The sequence below is a fragment of the Fibrella forsythiae genome, from assembly GCF_017353175.1.
GTDB classification, from domain to species: Bacteria; Bacteroidota; Bacteroidia; order Cytophagales; family Spirosomataceae; genus Fibrella; species Fibrella forsythiae.
This window is the reverse complement of record NZ_JAFMYW010000001.1, coordinates 69,446-88,209: the sequence shown is the minus strand read 5'-3', so window position 1 is coordinate 88,209 and position 18,764 is coordinate 69,446. Positions and strand designations below refer to the sequence as shown.

The window sequence follows — 18,764 nt, the reverse complement described above, 5'->3', positions numbered from 1 at the left end:
TCCAACGGGGATTATTCACTGATTTTTTTAAGCTGGCTTATCTTGGGCCACGTGAGCTGCCACCGCCACTCGAGTAGCTCCCGCCACCGCCACCACCCGAATTGCTCGGTGCGCTATAGCTTGGTGCACTATAACTTGGCGTAGGAGTGCTATAGCTACGGCTTGGCTGCTGATAGGCAGGCTGGCTTTGCTGATATGATGGCTGACTTGGCCGCGAATATGACTGTTGTGCCTGCTGACTTGGCTGCGAGTAGTTACCGCGGCTGCTGCTGCCTCCGCTGCTGTAAGGCTGCGAGTAGGAACCGCCACGTGATGGACGTTCGTAGTACGAACCTGACGAAGCAGAACCTGTTGCCGGTGTGTAGCTTCCCGACGAATTGCCGTAGGTACGTCCACCACTTGGCGTTACAGATCCACTGCTGTATGATCCGGCACCACGGCTCGACCCACGGCCCGAGTTCGGAGCACTGTAGTATGTCCCGTCGCTGGTAGTTGAGTTGTTGTAGGCAGAACCGTAGCTTCCTGTCCGGCGGCCACCATTATAACTTGGTGCCGTGTTGTTGAAGTCGCCGCTGTAACGGGCCGATGTGCTGCTACCGCGCGGGCCATACGTACGGTTGTTACGATACGGGTCTGCGCCGGTGATATAGTTGTTGTTAATCACCGTTGTACCACCATAGTAGCCACCATAAGCGTATGGATTATAGCCGTAACCACCAAAGCCGAATGGGCTGTAGCCGTAACCACCGAAGCCATATGAACTGTAGAAGGGGTCATAAAAACCGCCACCATATGCATAGGGGTTATAACCACCGTAGCCGAATGGGCTGTAGCCAAACGGACTGTAACCGAATGAGCTATATCCGAACGGGCTGTAGCCAAATCCTGAACCGATGCCTAGTCCGAGACTGATACCGCCTAATAAACCGACGTTACTCATTCCCCAACGGTTCCAGCTATTAGCACCATACAGGCCCTGATTGTACCCGTTGGCGTAGCCACTGGCATACGCATCTGTTGCACCCCAACCCGGATCAGGCGAGATACCACGCTGTACCTGGCGGGCACTGAGTTCGGTATAATAATCAGCGTCAGTTCCGGTAGCATTCTGCTGAGGGTCTGAATAATCAGGGTTCAGGTTCGTGCCACGTTGCTGCAACTGGCGGCGGTCGAGCCGTGAGGCCTGCCGAACATCCTGCTGCGTTGTTTTCCGGTCGTCGCCCGCATACACGGCCGCATCACCAGAATTGCCGTACAGATCATCGACCTCGCCGGCATTCTGAGCAGCCTGACGGCTGGAGCTACATGCTCCCATACCAAGCATGGCAACAACTGCCAGGTACTGCCATGTATTATTAAGTTTCATACAAACAAGCGTTTATAGTGTCTGTAAAGGGTTAAGCAGAAAGAAGGTATACATACCTGCCATTATAACCAGAATGGTGGCGGTTTGATTACAAAAATAGGATTAAAACCTATCTTTGCAAGCCCTTTCTCTACTTAGACACGGGTAACTAATCAAGGTTTAATCTACTAATAAAAAGTTTACTGTTTACCGTTCGCTGTTTTCTGTTGCGCTGCTGACCACCGAATAATGTGATGTAACGAAGCAACAGAAAACAGCGAACGGTAAACAGTAAACTGATAAATAATGGCAAAAGCATTACCTACGCGGGCCGAGGATTACTCGGAATGGTATAACGAACTGGTTAAACGGGCTGATTTGGCCGAAAACTCAGCCGTACGAGGCTGTATGGTCATTAAACCCTACGGTTTTTCAATCTGGGAGAAGATGCAACGGGCTCTTGATGATATGTTCAAGGAGACTGGTCACCAGAATGCCTACTTCCCGCTGTTCATTCCTAAATCGTATCTAAGCAAGGAAGCGTCGCACGTGGCGGGCTTCGCCAAGGAGTGCGCAGTAGTGACCCACTATCGCCTCAAAAACGCCGAAGATGGCTCTGGAATCATTGTTGACCCAGATGCTAAACTTGAAGAAGAACTGATCGTACGGCCAACATCAGAAACCGTTATCTGGAGTACCTACAAAAACTGGATTCAAAGCTACCGCGATCTGCCACTGCTGATCAACCAGTGGGCGAACGTTGTGCGCTGGGAAATGCGAACCCGTTTGTTTCTGCGCACCGCCGAATTCCTTTGGCAGGAGGGCCACACTGCTCACTCTACCGAGAAGGAAGCACGGGAAGAAACCCGTCAGATGCTGGAGGTCTACGCCACCTTCGCCGAAGAATGGATGGCCATGCCCGTTATTCGCGGGACCAAATCGGCTAACGAACGCTTCGCTGGTGCCGATGATACGCTCTGCATCGAAGCCATGATGCAGGATGGCAAAGCACTTCAGGCAGGTACGTCGCATTTTCTGGGGCAGAATTTTGCTAAAGCGTTTGACGTACAATTCCTGAATAAGCAGAACACGCTCGAGTATGTATGGGGCACGTCGTGGGGCCTGTCGACCCGGATGATGGGTGCACTCGTCATGGCCCATTCGGACGATGCCGGGCTCGTTATCCCCCCTAAACTGGCACCGATTCAGGTCGTTATCGTGCCAATTTACCGGTCTGACGAACAACTGGATGCCATCACCGACAAGGTAAAACCGTTGATGGCCGAGCTTAAGAAAGCGGGTATCTCCGTAAAGTACGATAACTCGGATGCCAACAAGCCCGGTTGGAAATTTGCGGAGTATGAACTTCGCGGTGTGCCTGTCCGCCTGGCAATGGGGGCGCGTGATCTGGAAAACGGCACTGTTGAAATTGCCCGTCGCGACCTGAAAACAAAAGAAACCGTCTCGTTCGATGGCCTGACTGAGCACATCAGCGCACTGCTCGACGACATTCAGCGATCGATTTATCAGAAAGCGCTGGCTTTCCGGGAAGCTAATACGTTCTATGTTGATACGTTTGATCAGTTTAAAGAGCAGATCGAGAAAGGCGGCTTCATTATGGCCCACTGGGATGGCACCCCGGAGACGGAAGACGCCATTAAGGACGCTACAAAGGCAACTATTCGCTGCATTCCGCTAGACGCCCCTGAAGAAGCCGGCACGTGCATCTTCACAGGTAAACCGTCGAATAAACGCGTTGTATTTGCACGGGCCTACTAGGCCTTAATTGCATAGGAAAACAAAGACGAATGGCGTTGCTGGCCTACCGAATGGGTAGATTAGCAGCGCCATTCGTCATTTAGTTTACTCACTGTCCAGTATCTTTCAGGATGCGTTATTCCTTACACGTCTTTCTTCTTTTTATTTCGTCGGCCCTCTCGGCTCAACAATTCAGGTACGTTCCCAGGCACCCAAAGCCGGGTGACGTTGTTTCGTTCACCTATACGCCTGCTGCCTCACTGGTCAACCAGACGGTGATAGAAGGCAGGTACGTTCGATACGCGGGGCCCGCAACGATGCGACTGAGCCAGCCTACTACGGCCACGGCAATTAGGCAGGGAAATGACGTAGTGGGCGAATTAAAGCTACCCAAAAACACAGTTTCGGGCTTGCTCTTTGCCTTTCAGAGTAAAGCAAATCCGAAACTGATCGATCATAACACCAATCATTTTTACCCGGTTCTGGTGTACGATTCGACCGGTTCGCTGCAGCCGCACGCCCTCGGCGGACAGGCCTCCGTGTTGATCAGAACGGCGTTTCCATACGCGTTGGACGTGAAGCCCGACTGGAACTGGGCCGTTCAGCAGTATGAGCAGGAGATCCAACAGTTTCCTGCCAACCGTCCACAGTATTGGGCCGATCTGATTGATGCCCAGATTAAGCAGCAAAAACCCAACGCGAAGAAAACGGCCCTGGCCAATATCGATACGTACCTGAAAAGCCGTAAGCCCGCCCCTACCCCCGACGATCTAAACAACGCCGCCCGCCTGTACGAGCAGTTGAACGAACCCAAGTTGGCGCTGGCTGTACGTGACCGCATCAAGACCGTTGACCCTACCGGCGATGCCGCTCAGAGAGCACAGGCTGGTGCCGTTCGGGCTGAAACGAACCTGGCTAAAAAATTAACCGATTACACCTCGTTCACGCAGACGTTCCCTGCATCAGCGTATCGCTCTATGCTGGTGAGCTCGCTGGCCGAAGCATATTTCAAAGCCGGTCAGTTTCGGGAATTGAACGCCTTTCTGGCGCAGCAGAGCCTTAAAGACACTGACCCAGCGTTGCTGCACAGCTTTGCCCAACAAATGACAGACGAAGGGCATGGCATTCCACAAACAGACTGGCTGGCCAGTCGGGCTATTGCCGCACTGCAACAACGTACCCAACCCAAAAACGATCCGGTTGACCGCGTGGCTACACTGAAGGCCTATCAGTCTACGTTGGCCTATGCGTTTGACCGGCAGAACCGGCTGGGTGCTGCCCTCGCCACTTACCGGCAGGCACAGGATGGGCTGGCAGCAGAAACGACCGAACCACGTATCAACGAACGCATCCTGGCCTGTGGCATTCGCGCCAATCGGGCTGATTCTGTTCTTCCTTACGTTGAAGCTGTCGTTCGGGTTGGCCGTGTAACACCTCAACTTCGCTCCACCCTGCGGAACTGGCAGATCAAGCAATTGGGCAGTGCCGCCAAAGCCGATACGTATCTGGCCGGTCTGGAAGTTAATTACCGAGCCGACCGCCGGGCCGAACTGGCTGAATCGTTTGTGAACGAGCCTGCACCGAACTTTACTCTGACAACGCTGGATGGCAACACAGTGTCACTTGCTTCACTTCGGGGCAAAGTGGTTGTGCTCGATTTCTGGGCCACCTGGTGTGGCCCTTGTATTGCTTCCTTTCCGGCTATGCGCAAAGCCCGCGACCATTTCAAAAACGATCCCAACGTTCAGTTTCTGTTCGTGAATACCCGCGAGGGTGGCCCTGTTAGCCGGGTACGTTCCTTTATCGAGAAACAGCCCTACACGGGCGTGGTGCCACTCGATGTCACCAAGAAAGTATCTGAATCATACGGTGTACAGGGGATTCCGACCAAAGTGATCATTGGCCCCAACGGCCGGGTACGTTACCGCAGTCTTGGCTATTCCGGCAACGCCGATGCCACCGCCGAAGAAATAACGCTGGTGATTGAAGCGCTGAAACAATAAGGAGTTTTCTGTTTACAGTCTGCCGTTTACTGTTGCGCTGCTTATATGATGTAATGATAGCAGGCGAAGCAACAGTGAACAGTAGACTGTAAACAGAAAACTCCTTTACTTTTGCTCCATGAACCAATCTGTTGTTGTGATTACCGGCGCCTCCTCGGGCATTGGGCAATCTCTTGCTTTTGCTTTCGGGCGGACCGGCGCCGCTATTGTTTTTTGTGGCCGTAAGGCAGACACTCTGACGAGCACAGCCGACGCTCTCACGGCCGCTGGCATCACGAACCTGCCTGTTGTGGCCGACGTGAGCGTTGAAGCAGACATGAAGCGGCTAATGGATGAAACCGTCGCTCGCTTTGGCCGCATCGACATTCTCATCAATAACGCGGGTATTAGCATGCGCTCGATGTTTGTTGACGCTGACCCGGAGGTTATTCGTAAAGTGATGGATATCAACTTCATGGGAACGGTCTACGCCACACGGTATGCGCTGCCACACATCATGAAAACGAAAGGGTCGGTAGTGGGTATCTCGTCGATTGCCGGCTACAAAGGCTTACCGGTTCGGTCGGGCTATTCAGCCTCGAAGTTCGCCATGAATGGTTTCCTGGAAGCTATTCGCATTGAGCTTCGCTATTCGGGTGTTCATGTACTGACGGCCTGCCCGGGTTTTACCGCGTCGAATATCCGGTTCTCGGCACTCGATAGTCAGGGCAATTCAACGGGGGATACCATGCGGGAAGAGGGTTCGATGATGAGCTCAGATGAATGCGCCGAACATATTCTCAAGGCTGTACAACAACGCAAGCGGGAGTTGATCCTGACAGGCCAGGGAAAACTGACCGTTTTCCTCAATAAACTACTACCAGGTCTTGTTGACAAACTAACCTACAATACGCTGGCTAAGGAGAAAGATTCGCCCTTGAAACGCGCTTAGGCAACGTTTGTAGTCAATGAGTCTAACGCTCACTGGATTACTACACCGATTTGATGAAGCTGACAACGCGCTCGGCTTCGTCAAAACCGACATGCCGGTGAAATGCCTGGCTAGCCACATTATCCAGTAGCACGTCGGAGGCAAGTTCGGAGCAGCCTTGATACCTGGCCCATTCTTCGGCATGCAGGATCAGCTGTCTGCCGTACCCTTGCTGACGAAAATCGGCCCGTACAAACACGCCTTCAACGTAAGCCACAGGTCGTTTGGTGGCGCCAGGTACGTAGTCGTAGCGAAGCGACAGGTTGATAAAACCAATAGCCAGCTTCTGGTCATTCCGCAACAGAAAAGCAGATTCGATGGGTGATTGCTGAATGCCCGTCAGCGCGTCTGTCATCTCATCCGTTTCGTAATCTGGCCATAACTCACGTGCTAAATCAAACCATTCCTGAAAATCAGAAGGGGTCACTTCTTTGATGATCATCTGTTTACTCGTTACTGTATACTGGCTGCCTATTCGTTATAAGAACGGCAAAGGTACTGTTGCCAGCATTGCCTGTATTTATAGCTCACAAACAGCAGCCAAAAATTCAGGATACAGGCATTCAGGGGCATAAAAAAGGGTATCCAGCTGGTTTGGATACCCTTTTTTTATTGGTCGCAAAACACGCTAGCGATTGTTTCGTGGGCCACGGCCTTCCCGCATCCGGTTGCGCTGTTCATCGCGCATGGTTTCGTACTGCTGATACTGCTCTTTGCTTAACACCGCTTTCAGCTCACCGTCTTTACCCTGCATCACATCGCGAGCCTGTTTAAGGGTTTCCCGGTCACGGTCACCATTGGTCATCAATTTCTGAGCCTGCTGGGCGTATTTCAGGTTGATGGCTGCAACAGCCGTTTCCTGCTCGGCCGTGAGCGTCAATTGCTTCTTCATTTGGGCGGTCTGACGTTCAGCCCGTTGTTCAGGCGTACTGGCAGCCATTCGTCCCCGACGTTCAGCTCGATTGGGATCTTCGGTTGTTGTTTGGGCAACTGCCTGAACCGATACAAACGCGCTGACAAGTGCCGCCAGCAAAAGATTGGTTTTCATTGTGGTATTAGTTGTAGTTGGTGTACAAAACGGCGCGCCAACAAGCGCCCGATAGCCTTATCAATGCGAATGCCGGCAAAAACTTGCGCTGTTCACCGCTCTTTTTCGCTCATTCGCTGTTGCACTCTCCCACGAAGGCCCGGATTGTTCATACCCTGGCCAATTTGGCGGATCAGCTGATCGAAGGTAGCCTGCTGGTCGGGTAAACAAAGAGAACGTACCTGCTGCCAGTGTCGAAACCGAATTCGCGTGATCTGTCTGTTCTGGTTATACATCGCATCAGCCATTCGGGTCAGTTCGTCGTCGGTCACCAGCGAGTCTTTCACCCGGTCGAGCATGCCCGTTCTCAGGGTGCGCAGGCTGTCTTCGTGGGGTTTCACCTGTTGGCGAAAGTGTAGTCGGCTCTGTCGGTATTGTTTCATCTGCTCGGGAGAGAACCCCAGCCGCCGAACCAGCAGCCCTTCCGATAATTGCCGGTTGGCGCGTAGGGTGTTGGTTCGCCGCATTACCCAACCAACAGTTAGGAGGTTTAAGCAGAGTAACAGCCCAATTGCCGCCCAAAGCCAGTAAAATTTTCGATTTGTTTCCATCTACTTACCAATCCATGACGGTAGCATCAAATCCCCATTCGGCCGAAAGACTCACCGTTTCCTGCTCCTGGTCATCCTGCGTCAACGCCTCCCGGGCATACATCACCGCCGACACGTTCAGCATTAAGGCCAGCCCCAGCGAGGCAGCCACCCACACGGGCCGAAACGCCCAGGGTGTGGTCACTCCGGGAGCGCTTCGCCTGGCCGCCAGTCTGGCTTCTACCCGAGTCAGAAAAAATGGGTTCGGGCTGGCCCGCTCAATCCCCGTTATTGATTGAAGTGTCTTTTCGACTTCTTCTTGACTAGACTGATTCGTTCTCATTGTGTGCTATCGTCGCCAGAAACGGCTGGCTACCAGACATTTATATCCGAAATCTTACTCCACAATCGTTAGGCTTTGTCTGCATCGTAGTAGGCGCGTAACCATTTTCGCAGGTTGACCTTTGCCCGGTGCATCAGTGATTCAACCGATGACAACGATACCTGCATCACCTCCGTAATCTCCTGATAACTAAGCCCCTCAAGTTGATGCAGTGTGAACGCTATCTTCTGCTGATCGGGTAACCGGGCAATGGCCGCAAACAGCACTTTCGATCGTTCCTGCTGCTCCAGCTTCACGCCCGGATGAACAAAATCGACTGGATGCAACCTGTCGTTCAGCCCCGCCTGGTCATCCGTTGAGAACAGAGACATGACGAAAGCGAACCGTTTACGGGCGTGCTTTTTCCGGTATGCTTCCAGCGCTTTCGTGGTGGCAATCCGGTATATCCAGGCGGTCAGTTTACCATCTCCCCCAAACGATTGTATTGACTCAACCACCTGTATAAATACCTCCTGCGCCACATCCTCCGCATCTTCGGGCTGCCTGACAATCGTCAGCACCGTATTATACACACGCTGCTGATACGTCTCGACCAACTGCCGAAAGGCACCGGGGTCGCCCCGCTGTAATCCGGAAATGAGTTCAGGTACGTCCAAACGGGTATTGACTGGCTACAAATGAATAAATGCAGGTTGGGATAAAAACTTGCGGTATAGCGCCAATTATTTTCAGAAATGGCTTTGCTGCTGCTGACAGAAATTTTTCAGACAGCCCGCAAGTTTCTCGACGCGTTGGCATTTTAGTGGTAAGTGTCGGTTAAACTTCGTCTGGCCAGCTCTGTCTTAATACAGCAACCCAGTAGAACGAACTCGCTATTGGCAGCAGATTCCAACTCACAACGTTAACGCTCAAAAGCTCATGAAAACTGCAAAAAATGCCCTGTTCCTTTTCCTAGGTTTTTGTTTATTTGTCAATCAATCCGCTGACGCACAACGCCTTCGTTTCAGAGAACGGCCACGGCCGGTTGTGTATGTGGCACCGAGGCCAGTCTATGTGGCGCCACGCCCGGTGTACGTTGCTCCCAGACCAGTCTATGTGGCGCCCAGGCCAGTATACGTTGCTCCTCGTCCGGTTTATGTAGCCCCCCGCCGGGTTATCTACACAGCTCCCCGTCGAGTATATGTAGCCCCTCGGCGAGTCTACCGTTTACGGTAACCAGTATATTCTTTTCCGGGGGCATTGACTACCGTTGCGTGGAAATGCTTCCGGAAAATCTAGATTCTCAGTCAATCAGTCTATCGCTATCAGCATGCGTCCGATCAGCAAACAACAGCAAATACAGCACCTTTATTGGCGAGCCGGTTTTGGCGCAACACCCGCTCTGGCCCAACGTGAGAGTCATCGCCCGATCAGAAAAGTGGTGCGTGACCTGCTCAACAGCGAGATTCCCTTCGCTCCGCTTACAGTGGTAGAACCCGCACAAGTGGTTGATCGTAAAGAGTTGCGGGGTATGGCCAGAACCGGGATGATCGATCGGAACATGCTGAAACAGCGCCTCAAAGAGAACACGGAACACATCCGGGATCTGAATGTGCTTTGGGTGCAACGCATGGGCACAAATCAGGATGTATTGCGGGAGAAAATGGCACTGTTCTGGCACGGACATTTTGCCTGTCGGGTGCTGAATCCGGTTGCTGTTCAGCACTACCTGAATACGATCCGGCAGCATGCACTGGGTACGTTCGGCGAACTGCTGATGGCGGTTTCCAAGGAGCCCGCCATGCTTCAGTTTTTAAATAATCAGCAGAACCGCAAAAATGCACCGAACGAGAATTTCGCCCGTGAGGTGATGGAATTATTTACGCTCGGGCGCACCGATGGCTCAACGGCCAATTACACGGAGGCGGATGTGAAAGACGCCGCCAGAGCCTTCACTGGCTGGGGATTTACTATTGATGGTGAATTCACGTTCCGAAAAAACCAGCACGATGATGGCCTAAAAACGATTTTTGGTCAGTCAGGTACGTTCGTTGGCGATGACGTGATCCGATTATTGCTGGAGCGAAAGCAGACGGCCCGGTTTGTTACGTCAAAGATTTACCGATTTCTGGTGGATGATCAGGCCACTGATTCAACGGCCAGAAACCGGATCAATACCCTCGCCGACCGGTTCTATAGCAAAGGCTATAACATTGCCGATCTGCTGGAGACTATCCTGACCGCCGACTGGTTCTATGAGCCCGCTGTTGTAGGCACCCGGATAAAATCGCCTGTTGAGCTGGTGGCTGGTATTGAGCAATCGCTCGGCCTGCAGTTTGAGCAAAAGCAATCATTGATCTTCATCCAGCGAACGCTTGGTCAGGTACTGCTCTATCCGCCCAATGTGGCTGGCTGGCCGGGTGGCCGAAACTGGATCGACAGTTCAAGCCTGCTGTTTCGCATGAAATTGCCCGATTTGCTGCTACAGGCTGGTCAGGTGAACATCAAACCCAAAGAGGATGGTGATGTAAATACCGAATTACTGTCGAAACGGGGCAAGGGCTCCATGCAGGCTTCGGCCGACTGGAACGCATTTGAGGCCGCATTCGCCAGTGTCAGCACCGAGAAATTACCCGACGAACTGGCAGCTTACCTGCTGCAACAACCCCTCGGTACTGCACAACGCGCCACGGTTATGAAACGACTCAAGCCAGACAGCAACCGAAGCGACCAGCTAAAAATACTGACGGCCACCATCATGGCCCTCCCCGAATACCAACTGTGTTAGTTAACAAAGGGTGAATGGGTGAACGAGCGAAGGAGTGATCTTCAACAGCCACTTATTCACTCGTTCGCATCTTCACTCGCTTACTCTTCCTATTCCATGCAACGCAGAGACTTTTTAAAGAGATCAGCCCTTACCACCGCGGGGACCATGCTGATTCCGCACTTCCTGAAGGCCTACGAACTCAACCAGATGGGCATGGCCCCGGCAACGGGTAAAACACTCGTTATTGTGCAGCTATCAGGCGGCAATGATGGGTTAAATACGGTTGTCCCCTACCGGAACGATATTTATTACCGGGAGCGACCAACGCTAGCGATCCCGCGCGACAAGGTTCTGACGCTCAACGACGAAGTAGGCTTCAACCCGGCGCTTGAATCGCTGAAATCATTATACGATGATGGACTGGTAACGGTCATCAACAACGTTGGCTATCCAAATCCAGATCGGTCCCATTTTCGATCGAAGGACATCTGGCAAACCGCCAGTGATTCCGACAAATATGTGGCTACTGGCTGGCTTGGGCGGTATCTGGATGCCAGTTGTTCGGGTGCAGATGCTTGCCAGCCTCACCGTGTCATCGAGGTCGACGATACACTTAGCCTCGCACTCAAAGGCTCGCACGTGAATGGTCTGGCCATGCTCAATCCGCAAAAGCTGTATAACCAGACCCGGGGAAGCATGGTAGAAGGTCTGGCAAAAGCAGGCCACGCCGACGAACACGACAATGTCTCCTACCTGTACAAAACGCTGGCCGAAACCGTATCATCTGCCTCCTACGTCTACGACAAATCAGCCCAGTCAACCAGACCCGTCAATACCACAAAAGGAACGTACCCCGCCACGGAGTTAGGTAGCCGCTTGAAAACAGTGTCGGAACTAATCCAGTCGGGTGTGAGCACGAGCGTATATTACATCTCTATTTCCGGATTCGACACGCACATCAATCAGCCCAATCAGCAGGAACGGCTTTTGCGCCAATACGCCGATGCTGTAAAAGCGTTCATGGGCGACTTGAAGGCAAGCAACCGCCAGAACGATGTGTTACTGATGACTTTTTCAGAGTTCGGCCGACGGGTGAAACAGAATGCCAGCAACGGAACGGATCATGGCACGGCCAACAACGTATTTCTCGTTGGAGGCGGAATAACGCCGGGGAAAGTATTTAATGAAGCCCCAAATCTGGCCAGCCTCGACGAAGGTGACCTAAAGTACACCGTCGATTTCCGGAATATCTACGCCACCCTCCTGCGCAATTGGCTAAATGCTGACGACACCGCTATCCTCGGTCAAAAATTCGACACACTTGGTTTTGTTTGACTGGTGTTACGTGGGCAATCGATACGTAATGTAGTGCCCACGCGGGTTTCTTTGATCACCCATTTATTCTGATTCCTAAGCGAATATATTTGCTTTACCTGAACGGTAAAGCGAAATAACGCCATAGCAACTGTTACGATGCCCAGCTTTCAAACGATTGTACTGGCCTGCGCGGCCCTGACCTGTGCACTGGTAGCCGGGCTTCTTTTTGCCTACGCCTGCTCCGTGAATCCAGGTTTGAACCGCTTACCAGATACAGCCTACGTACTGGCCATGCAATCTATCAATCGGAAAATCCAGAATCCGCTGTTTTTTTCTACCTTTCTGGGTACTGCGCTGCTCTTACCTGTTGCGGCGTATATGCACTATCAGCCTCCGCTAACGCCACGATTCTGGCTTCTAACAGCCGCTGCAGCAACGTACCTGGTGGGTGTGATTGGCATAACGGTTGGTGGCAACGTACCCCTGAATGAAGCGCTGGATGCTTTTTCCGTCGATTCAGCAACGGCACAGCAGATCGCCGAGAGCCGGAATTCCTTTGAAACGCCATGGAATACCCTCCACACGATCCGTACCGTTGCCGCTGTTGCTTCGCTTCTGTTCGTGATCTGCAGCCTACTGAGCAACAGCGAATCGGTCGACGTCAATTAGTATGATCACTCAATTGCCGTACGCCGCTGGTTATTTCCAGCCTGTAGCCGCTTCGCCCGTTCAGGCCATTCGGTGGCATCGTGAATGCGGAATCGGGGGCCGGCAGCAGCCAGAATAGATCGGATCGTATCGACGGGGGTATTCCCCAGCTGCTTGAAGGTCTTTATTCCGCCGGCAATCAGTAAAGCTGCCACGTCAGGCCCAATGCCTTCAACCGTAACGAAGTTATCAACAACGTCGATCGCCGGATCATCGGCAGATTGTTCTTCCAACGAGATCACTTCAACATGCGTGCCGTCTTTTTCGTTGGTGATATCGATTGTTTCGGCCGTAACCCCGTCGAGCGTATCGAATGTATCAGACAATTCAGTGATTGACCGGTTGGGACCAATAAAAATATCGAGTGTTGTATTGGCCTCAACGATAAGTGAATCGTCGGGCTCGTTGGCGTCGTCAGAAACTGGTTGTTTAGTTGACATGGCTGATCGTGCGTCGGTTTGTCTATCCACTACCGGGTGGATGGGCAAGCTGTTCAGACAACCTACTCTATGGCACAACATCCTCAATTGGTATCGCTGCTGCCGCCACAGCCGAACTTCAGGTACGTTACCACCCAACGAATAGCACCGCCAAGAGGGCAGCTATGGCTGGCAACGCCTGCACCACGAATATTTTCCGGCTAGCCGAAATGGCGCCATACATGCCGGCAATAATGACGCAGCTTAGAAAAAAGATGGCCACATTCACCTTCCAGGCCGGGTCTGTAATAAGAAACGACCAGATCAATCCAGCAGCCAAAAACCCATTATATAATCCCTGATTAGCCGCCAGCCCCTTAGTTGGCGTAAACAGTTCGGCCGGCATCGCTCCCTTGAAAATTGCCTTTCCCCGGGTCTCCCAGGCAAACATTTCGAACCATAGAATATATAGATGTTCCAGGGCTACAAAGCCGACCAGGAGTTGTGTAAGGAGGGTCATGTGATAAGTGGGTTAGTAAGTGAAATTACTTTTTTTTTCAGACCAGTTCAGGTACGTTATCGGCAATGGGCACCGCCCGTTTACCGATTTTTTCAACCGTTCATACAATTCACGCAACTCATTTACCACTGCGGCGTCTTTGTCGTACCTGACTACACGGTGTAAAACAGGCTATTCCTTACTCAAACTGCATACACTAATGAAATCTATTCTCTTTTCTCTATTACTGGCAGCTGCTGTCAGCACATTGTCAGCAGCTGGTCCTATCCGGCAAAGCAAACGTGACCACCCAACAAAGCTTGTCCATTTTGAGGTGGGTGCCCTTATCACCGGAAGCGGAAAGCTACGCGTAAACGTCGACAAGCAATTGGGTGGACTTGTCTACATCCAGTTGATGGACCGCACAGGACGTGTATTTTTCAATCACACGATCTACGCAGACGAAGAATTTGCCCGGCTCAATCTGGATCTAAGCCGATTGAGCGCTAAAGAATACACGCTGAAAGTCTCTAACGGTCTTGAAATGATTACCCGCGACCTGAAAATAGACGTGGTAAAACCCGTTGAACAAACTCGCTCTGTTACCCTGCTCTAGCAGAATCTGAACAACTAACAGAACATACGCGCGTGCAGCAGCGTCAGCCCGTTAGTCCTGCACGCGCTTATAGGTTTCAACAATAATGTGGTCTACATTCAGTTTCTCCACTTTTTCAACGCCCCGCTGAATCAGTGAGTCCTGCACGAGTTTGACTGTAAATTCGAATTTGTTTCCCTCCCACTGTTTATCGGTGAAGTAGTCCAGATGCTCGGTGTATGTGTCGCCGATCAGGGTATACCGACCGCCTCCGGCGCTAAATGGCGCTGCCGTTGAGTCCTTCGCAGCGCTTATGTCGTGATTCAGAAAAGCGAAATGTGTGTCGTTGATGATCTTAATCATCTTCCGCTTCGGATCAAACGTTGAGACCGTTTTTCCTTGCTCGGTGCTCGACGCCGCCACCAGCTCCCAGGTGCCAACCAGCGATGGCGCCGTTGATTTCTTTTCGCAACCTGCCGCCAGTAACGCCACAAGCAGCCCTAATCCTGCACTAATTTTCATCGTAAACTTTTTGAGGGTGAGCAATCAAATCTACGACCGACCCATTGCGAATTTGCGAACAAAACGGATTGTGCCAGCCTGCCATCAATGCTATTCGTACTGGATAAACTCGATTCGATTGCCAAAGGGATCTCGAATAAAAAAACGATCGCGCCCTTCAATTACCGATGAATAGCTGATTTCGACACCCTTGCGGGCCAATTCCTGACGAGCTTCGTCAAGGTTATCAACCTCAAAAGCAGGATGCCGGAGCGACCAGTTCCCACCTGTTTCTTCGCGTAAATGCAGTTGAATGTCTGCGATTTCGAACCAGATAGCTCCACCCGGATGATTACCCGGAATTTCTCTCAGCCCCAGGATTTCCGAATAAAACTGGCGAGCTGCTGCTGTTGCCTGTTCCGGTATTGAAACCAGTATATGATCTAAGCGCTTGAATTGTATCATTGTCTTCAACATAAAGGCACTAATCTGCTTTTATAACTAACACGCGGCAACCCACTCACAAAAAAAGCCCGCCGAGGCGAGCTTTTCTGTAAACTGTTAATGTAGGTACGTTATCCCAGGTACGTTTTCAGCGCTTTCGAGCGTGACGTATGACGCAGACGACGAATAGCTTTCTCCTTGATCTGACGTACCCGTTCGCGGGTGAGATTGAACTTCTCGCCAATCTCTTCCAGCGTCATGGCATGCTCACCATTCAGACCGAAATACAGCGTAATCACGTCGGCTTCGCGCTGGGTCAGCGTTGAGAGGGCGCGTTGCACTTCCTTGCGGAGCGAATCGTTGATCAGGCCTGAGTCAGGCTTATCTTCACCGTCATTTTCCAGTACGTCGAGCAGGCTGTTTTCTTCACCTTGTACGAACGGCGCATCCATGGATACGTGGCGTCCTGAAATCTTGAGTGTGTCAACCACCTCGGCTGGTGAAATCTCCAGCACGGCGGCCAGTTCTTCCGGCGACGGCTCACGCTCGAATTTCTGCTCCAGGTCAGAGAAGGTCTTCGAGATTTTGTTCAACGAACCCACCCGGTTCAGGGGAAGACGAACAATACGAGACTGTTCGGCAAGGGCCTGCAAAATCGATTGACGAATCCACCATACGGCGTAGGAGATAAATTTAAAACCACGCGTCTCATCGAACCGTTGCGCGGCTTTGATCAGACCAAGGTTCCCCTCGTTGATCAAGTCGCCCAATGACAGACCCTGGTTTTGGTATTGTTTGGCAACCGACACCACGAAACGCAGGTTGGCCTTCGTTAATCGCTCCAGCGAGAGTTGGTCTCCTTCCCGGATTTTCTGGGCAAGGGTCACTTCTTCGTCGGGCGTCAGCAGGTCAACCTTACCAATCTCCTGGAGGTACTTGTCCAGCGACTGACTTTCACGGTTGGTAATCTGTTTTGAAATTTTTAGCTGTCTCATTTTCTGCTGAGGATGGTGTTATACAGGCAGATACGCCTGTATAACGGCACGTATGCTTATCTGGTCAACAATCTATGCTTTGGTATTGTTCTCCGGGCGTGGCAGGAGTGCCTTACGAGATAAACGGTATTTCCCCGTCTTCTTGTCGATCTCAACCAATTTTACCCGAACTACTTCACCAACCTGGAAAACGCCGTCCATTGTTTCGAGGCGCTCCCACTTCACTTCAGAGATATGGAGCAGGCCATCTTTACCCGGCAGGAACTCAACGAAGGCCCCGAACGGCTGGATCGTCTTCACCTTACCGTCATAAATTTCACCTACTTCGGCCGTTGCCGTGATGCCTTTTACGCGGCTAACTGCTTTATCCATGCTCTCTTTGTTGGTGGCATAGATGCTGACAAAGCCCGACCCTTCACGTTCTTCGATGTTGACCGTAGCCCCCGATTCGCGCTGAATTTCCTGAACAACTTTACCGCCGGGCCCGATTACTGAACCAATCTGGTCCTGCGCAATCTTGATCACGTAGGCCCGTGGTGCAAATGGCTTCAGGTCAGGCTTCACAGCCTCCAGACCTTTCTTCATTTCACCAAGGATGTGTAACCGACCGGCACGTGCCTGATTCAGGGCTTCGGTCAGAATTTCGTACGACAGGCCGTTCACCTTCATGTCCATCTGAACCGCGGTGATGCCTTTTTCGGTACCTGTTACTTTAAAGTCCATATCACCCAGGTGATCTTCGTCGCCCAGGATGTCAGACAATACGGCGTACTTACCAGTGGCTTCGTCGGAAATCAGACCCATGGCGATACCGGCTACGGGCGCTTTGATTTTGATACCGGCATCCATCAGGGCCAACGTACCTGCGCAAACTGTGGCCATTGATGACGAACCGTTCGACTCCAGGATGTCAGACACGATCCGGATGGTGTATGGGTTGTCGGCACCTTCGGGCAGCATGCCTTTCAGCGCGCGGTGAGCCAGATTACCATGACCAATTTCACGACGGCTAGCACCCCGGTTTGGTTTTACTTCACCAGTTGAGAAACCAGGGAAGTTATAGTGCAACAGGAATTTGTTGTATCCCTGCGACAGCGCCTGGTCAACAATCTGCTCGTCGAGTTTCGTACCCAGCGTCACGGTCGTCATCGACTGCGTTTCGCCACGGGTGAATACAGCTGAACCGTGGGCACGGGGCAGGTAATCGACTTCGCACTGGATTGGCCGAATCTCGTCGAGCTTACGGCTATCGAGGCGATAGCGTTCGTTGAGTACCAGGTTCCGTGAGGCTTCCCACACGACATCGCCGAAGTAGGTCTTCACCAGGGAGGTGTTTACTTCCGTACCTTCTGGCAGTGAAGCAAGGTACTCTTCACGAACAGCCTTGAATCCTTCAGAACGCGCTTTTTTGCTCGCCTGGCCTTTCAGGGCTACTTCGTAGACTTTATCGTACGTAGCCGCATGAACCGCTTTGCGAAGTTCTTCGTCGTGCGATTCGTGGTTGTAGGTACGTTTCTCGGTTTTGCCAACTTTCGCTTCGAGTTCTTTCTGAGCAGCACACTGCGCCTTGATGGCATCGTGGGCAATTTTCAGGGCCTCAACTACTTCGGCTTCCTGGCATTCTTTCATTTCACCTTCAACCATGTTAATATCGTTGGCGTTGGCCGCTACGATCAGGTCGAGGGTGGCGCGCTCCAGTTCTGAAGCGAGCGGATTAATTTTATATTGTCCGTCGATTTTGGCAACGCGAACTTCCGAGATCGGCCCGTTGAACGGAATGTCCGATACGGCAAGGGCCGCTGAAGCAGCCAGCGCAGCCAGTTGATCGGGAAGCACTTCGGGATCGGCAGAGATCATGGTGATCATTACCTGCGTGTCGCCGTGGAAATCTTCAGGGAACGTAGGGCGCAGGGCGCGGTCTACTAAACGAGAGATCAGGATTTCGTAATCCGACAACCGGCCTTCGCGGCGCTGGAAACTACCGGGAATACGACCCGCCGATGCGAATTTCTCCTGATAATCAACGGATAGGGGCAGGAAATCGATGCCTTCGCGGGCATCTTTACTCGCGACGACGGTGGCTAACAACATGGTGTCGCCTAACCGAACAACCACAGCTCCGTCGGCCTGACGGGCTAGTTTGCCGGTTTCAATGGTAATTTCCCGGCCATCGGGAAGCGCAACCGTTTGCGTGGTGACTTGAAACATACAACAGATTTGGATTCTCGCTACAACAGCTTTAAAACATCACTTGGACTCACTCCTACCGCTTTCACCACAAAAAAGAAACACATCAGCCAACCCGGTTTATTAACTGGAAGGTCTATTACCTTCACGAAGCAGATTCACTGCCTGCGGTAACCGTTACTGGGTACTTCTTGATCACGACTTCGAGCAGCCAGCGGTGCGCATACCGGCGCTACCTACCGTACTACAACTTAGACGAAGAATTTAATGAATGGGTACATAAGAAAAACAGGGAACTCGCGAGCGAGTTCCCT

General features: G+C 52.0%; 20 protein-coding genes. 8 read left to right on the top strand and 12 right to left on the bottom strand.

The features are described from left to right. Window positions 1-37 precede the first annotated feature (37 nt). Window positions 38-1,366 carry a hypothetical protein gene (locus J2I46_RS00535; RefSeq protein WP_207326972.1) on the bottom strand — a complete coding sequence of 443 codons (1,329 nt, stop codon included), beginning with the start codon at window positions 1,364-1,366 and terminating at the stop codon, window positions 38-40. Between the two features lie 285 nt (window positions 1,367-1,651). Between J2I46_RS00535 and proS the strand changes: the two genes are divergently transcribed. The 3 genes from proS (at window position 1,652) to J2I46_RS00520 (ending at window position 6,037) form a co-directional block, all read left to right on the top strand. Then, complete coding sequence (gene proS, locus J2I46_RS00530) at window positions 1,652-3,124, top strand: proline--tRNA ligase (RefSeq protein ID WP_207326971.1); 1,473 nt, start codon at window positions 1,652-1,654, stop codon at window positions 3,122-3,124. Window positions 3,125-3,234: 110 nt separating this feature from the next. Then, window positions 3,235-5,106, top strand: coding sequence for a TlpA family protein disulfide reductase (locus tag J2I46_RS00525; protein ID WP_207326970.1), 1,872 nt, complete (start codon window positions 3,235-3,237; stop codon window positions 5,104-5,106). 118 nt (window positions 5,107-5,224) lie between these two features. Then, window positions 5,225-6,037, top strand: a complete 813-nt coding sequence (locus J2I46_RS00520) for an SDR family oxidoreductase (RefSeq protein ID WP_207326969.1) — start codon at window positions 5,225-5,227, stop codon at window positions 6,035-6,037. A gap of 40 nt (window positions 6,038-6,077) precedes the next feature. Here the strand turns inward: J2I46_RS00520 and aac(6') are convergent, their stop codons facing one another. The 5 genes from aac(6') to J2I46_RS00495 all read right to left on the bottom strand — a co-directional run bounded on the left by aac(6') (window position 6,078) and on the right by J2I46_RS00495 (window position 8,692). Next, window positions 6,078-6,518 carry an aminoglycoside 6'-N-acetyltransferase gene (gene aac(6') / locus J2I46_RS00515; protein WP_207326968.1) on the bottom strand — a complete coding sequence of 147 codons (441 nt, stop codon included), beginning with the start codon at window positions 6,516-6,518 and terminating at the stop codon, window positions 6,078-6,080. A 186-nt stretch (window positions 6,519-6,704) separates the two neighbouring features. After that, entirely contained in the window at window positions 6,705-7,124 is a 420-nt protein-coding gene (locus tag J2I46_RS00510; protein WP_207326967.1) for a DUF4890 domain-containing protein, read from the bottom strand. Window positions 7,125-7,216: 92 nt separating this feature from the next. Next, on the bottom strand, window positions 7,217-7,630 hold the full coding sequence (locus J2I46_RS00505) for a hypothetical protein (protein WP_207326966.1): 414 nt from the start codon (window positions 7,628-7,630) through the stop codon (window positions 7,217-7,219). Between the two features lie 88 nt (window positions 7,631-7,718). Beyond that, complete coding sequence (locus J2I46_RS00500; RefSeq protein WP_207326965.1) at window positions 7,719-8,036, bottom strand: hypothetical protein; 318 nt, start codon at window positions 8,034-8,036, stop codon at window positions 7,719-7,721. Between the two features lie 68 nt (window positions 8,037-8,104). Next, the gene (locus tag J2I46_RS00495) at window positions 8,105-8,692 is read right to left on the bottom strand and encodes an RNA polymerase sigma factor (protein WP_207326964.1); all 588 of its coding nucleotides are present in this window, start codon (window positions 8,690-8,692) and stop codon (window positions 8,105-8,107) included. 262 nt (window positions 8,693-8,954) lie between these two features. On the opposite strand from J2I46_RS00495, the gene J2I46_RS33420 reads away from it, so the two are divergent. From J2I46_RS33420 to J2I46_RS00475, 4 genes are all read left to right on the top strand, one after another. Next, entirely contained in the window at window positions 8,955-9,251 is a 297-nt protein-coding gene (locus J2I46_RS33420; RefSeq protein ID WP_207326963.1) for a hypothetical protein, read from the top strand. A gap of 94 nt (window positions 9,252-9,345) precedes the next feature. After that, window positions 9,346-10,803 (top strand): DUF1800 domain-containing protein, encoded by a 1,458-nt coding sequence (locus J2I46_RS00485; protein ID WP_207326962.1) that lies wholly within the window; start codon window positions 9,346-9,348, stop codon window positions 10,801-10,803. A gap of 96 nt (window positions 10,804-10,899) precedes the next feature. After that, window positions 10,900-12,120 carry a DUF1501 domain-containing protein gene (locus tag J2I46_RS00480; RefSeq protein WP_207326961.1) on the top strand — a complete coding sequence of 407 codons (1,221 nt, stop codon included), beginning with the start codon at window positions 10,900-10,902 and terminating at the stop codon, window positions 12,118-12,120. Between the two features lie 138 nt (window positions 12,121-12,258). Then, window positions 12,259-12,771 carry an anthrone oxygenase family protein gene (locus J2I46_RS00475; protein ID WP_207326960.1) on the top strand — a complete coding sequence of 171 codons (513 nt, stop codon included), beginning with the start codon at window positions 12,259-12,261 and terminating at the stop codon, window positions 12,769-12,771. A gap of 5 nt (window positions 12,772-12,776) precedes the next feature. Here J2I46_RS00475 and J2I46_RS00470 read toward each other — a convergent pair whose 3' ends face one another. Then, window positions 12,777-13,250 (bottom strand): hypothetical protein, encoded by a 474-nt coding sequence (locus J2I46_RS00470; RefSeq protein WP_207326959.1) that lies wholly within the window; start codon window positions 13,248-13,250, stop codon window positions 12,777-12,779. 127 nt (window positions 13,251-13,377) lie between these two features. Further along, a complete protein-coding gene (locus J2I46_RS00465; protein ID WP_207326958.1) occupies window positions 13,378-13,749 on the bottom strand; it encodes a DUF1304 domain-containing protein in 372 nt (123 codons plus the stop codon). 199 nt (window positions 13,750-13,948) lie between these two features. Between J2I46_RS00465 and J2I46_RS00460 the strand changes: the two genes are divergently transcribed. Further along, on the top strand, window positions 13,949-14,344 hold the full coding sequence (locus J2I46_RS00460) for a hypothetical protein (protein ID WP_207326957.1): 396 nt from the start codon (window positions 13,949-13,951) through the stop codon (window positions 14,342-14,344). A gap of 51 nt (window positions 14,345-14,395) precedes the next feature. Here the strand turns inward: J2I46_RS00460 and J2I46_RS00455 are convergent, their stop codons facing one another. The 4 genes from J2I46_RS00455 to pnp form a co-directional block, all read right to left on the bottom strand. Next, a complete protein-coding gene (locus tag J2I46_RS00455) occupies window positions 14,396-14,845 on the bottom strand; it encodes a DUF4488 domain-containing protein (protein WP_229379418.1) in 450 nt (149 codons plus the stop codon). Between the two features lie 90 nt (window positions 14,846-14,935). After that, window positions 14,936-15,301 carry a VOC family protein gene (locus J2I46_RS00450; protein ID WP_310588968.1) on the bottom strand — a complete coding sequence of 122 codons (366 nt, stop codon included), beginning with the start codon at window positions 15,299-15,301 and terminating at the stop codon, window positions 14,936-14,938. 98 nt (window positions 15,302-15,399) lie between these two features. After that, the gene (locus J2I46_RS00445) at window positions 15,400-16,263 is read right to left on the bottom strand and encodes a sigma-70 family RNA polymerase sigma factor (RefSeq protein WP_085413706.1); all 864 of its coding nucleotides are present in this window, start codon (window positions 16,261-16,263) and stop codon (window positions 15,400-15,402) included. Window positions 16,264-16,335: 72 nt separating this feature from the next. Further along, window positions 16,336-18,471 (bottom strand): polyribonucleotide nucleotidyltransferase, encoded by a 2,136-nt coding sequence (pnp, locus tag J2I46_RS00440; RefSeq protein WP_207326956.1) that lies wholly within the window; start codon window positions 18,469-18,471, stop codon window positions 16,336-16,338. Between the last annotated feature and the right edge of the window lie 293 nt (window positions 18,472-18,764).

Bases quoted from the DNA above. Each gene is read 5' to 3' on its own strand.
- J2I46_RS00535 (WP_207326972.1), bottom strand. From the start codon at position 1,366: ATGAAACTTAATAATACATGGCAGTACCTGGCAGTTGTTGCCATGCTT.
- proS (WP_207326971.1), top strand. From the start codon at position 1,652: ATGGCAAAAGCATTACCTACGCGGGCCGAGGATTACTCGGAATGGTAT.
- J2I46_RS00525 (WP_207326970.1), top strand. From the start codon at position 3,235: ATGCGTTATTCCTTACACGTCTTTCTTCTTTTTATTTCGTCGGCCCTC.
- J2I46_RS00520 (WP_207326969.1), top strand. From the start codon at position 5,225: ATGAACCAATCTGTTGTTGTGATTACCGGCGCCTCCTCGGGCATTGGG.
- J2I46_RS00510 (WP_207326967.1), bottom strand. From the start codon at position 7,124: ATGAAAACCAATCTTTTGCTGGCGGCACTTGTCAGCGCGTTTGTATCG.
- J2I46_RS00505 (WP_207326966.1), bottom strand. From the start codon at position 7,630: ATGCGGCGAACCAACACCCTACGCGCCAACCGGCAATTATCGGAAGGG.
- J2I46_RS00500 (WP_207326965.1), bottom strand. From the start codon at position 8,036: ATGAGAACGAATCAGTCTAGTCAAGAAGAAGTCGAAAAGACACTTCAA.
- J2I46_RS33420 (WP_207326963.1), top strand. From the start codon at position 8,955: ATGAAAACTGCAAAAAATGCCCTGTTCCTTTTCCTAGGTTTTTGTTTA.
- J2I46_RS00485 (WP_207326962.1), top strand. From the start codon at position 9,346: ATGCGTCCGATCAGCAAACAACAGCAAATACAGCACCTTTATTGGCGA.
- J2I46_RS00480 (WP_207326961.1), top strand. From the start codon at position 10,900: ATGCAACGCAGAGACTTTTTAAAGAGATCAGCCCTTACCACCGCGGGG.
- J2I46_RS00475 (WP_207326960.1), top strand. From the start codon at position 12,259: ATGCCCAGCTTTCAAACGATTGTACTGGCCTGCGCGGCCCTGACCTGT.
- J2I46_RS00470 (WP_207326959.1), bottom strand. From the start codon at position 13,250: ATGTCAACTAAACAACCAGTTTCTGACGACGCCAACGAGCCCGACGAT.
- J2I46_RS00465 (WP_207326958.1), bottom strand. From the start codon at position 13,749: ATGACCCTCCTTACACAACTCCTGGTCGGCTTTGTAGCCCTGGAACAT.
- J2I46_RS00460 (WP_207326957.1), top strand. From the start codon at position 13,949: ATGAAATCTATTCTCTTTTCTCTATTACTGGCAGCTGCTGTCAGCACA.
- J2I46_RS00455 (WP_229379418.1), bottom strand. From the start codon at position 14,845: ATGAAAATTAGTGCAGGATTAGGGCTGCTTGTGGCGTTACTGGCGGCA.
- J2I46_RS00450 (WP_310588968.1), bottom strand. From the start codon at position 15,301: ATGTTGAAGACAATGATACAATTCAAGCGCTTAGATCATATACTGGTT.
- J2I46_RS00445 (WP_085413706.1), bottom strand. From the start codon at position 16,263: ATGAGACAGCTAAAAATTTCAAAACAGATTACCAACCGTGAAAGTCAG.
- pnp (WP_207326956.1), bottom strand. From the start codon at position 18,471: ATGTTTCAAGTCACCACGCAAACGGTTGCGCTTCCCGATGGCCGGGAA.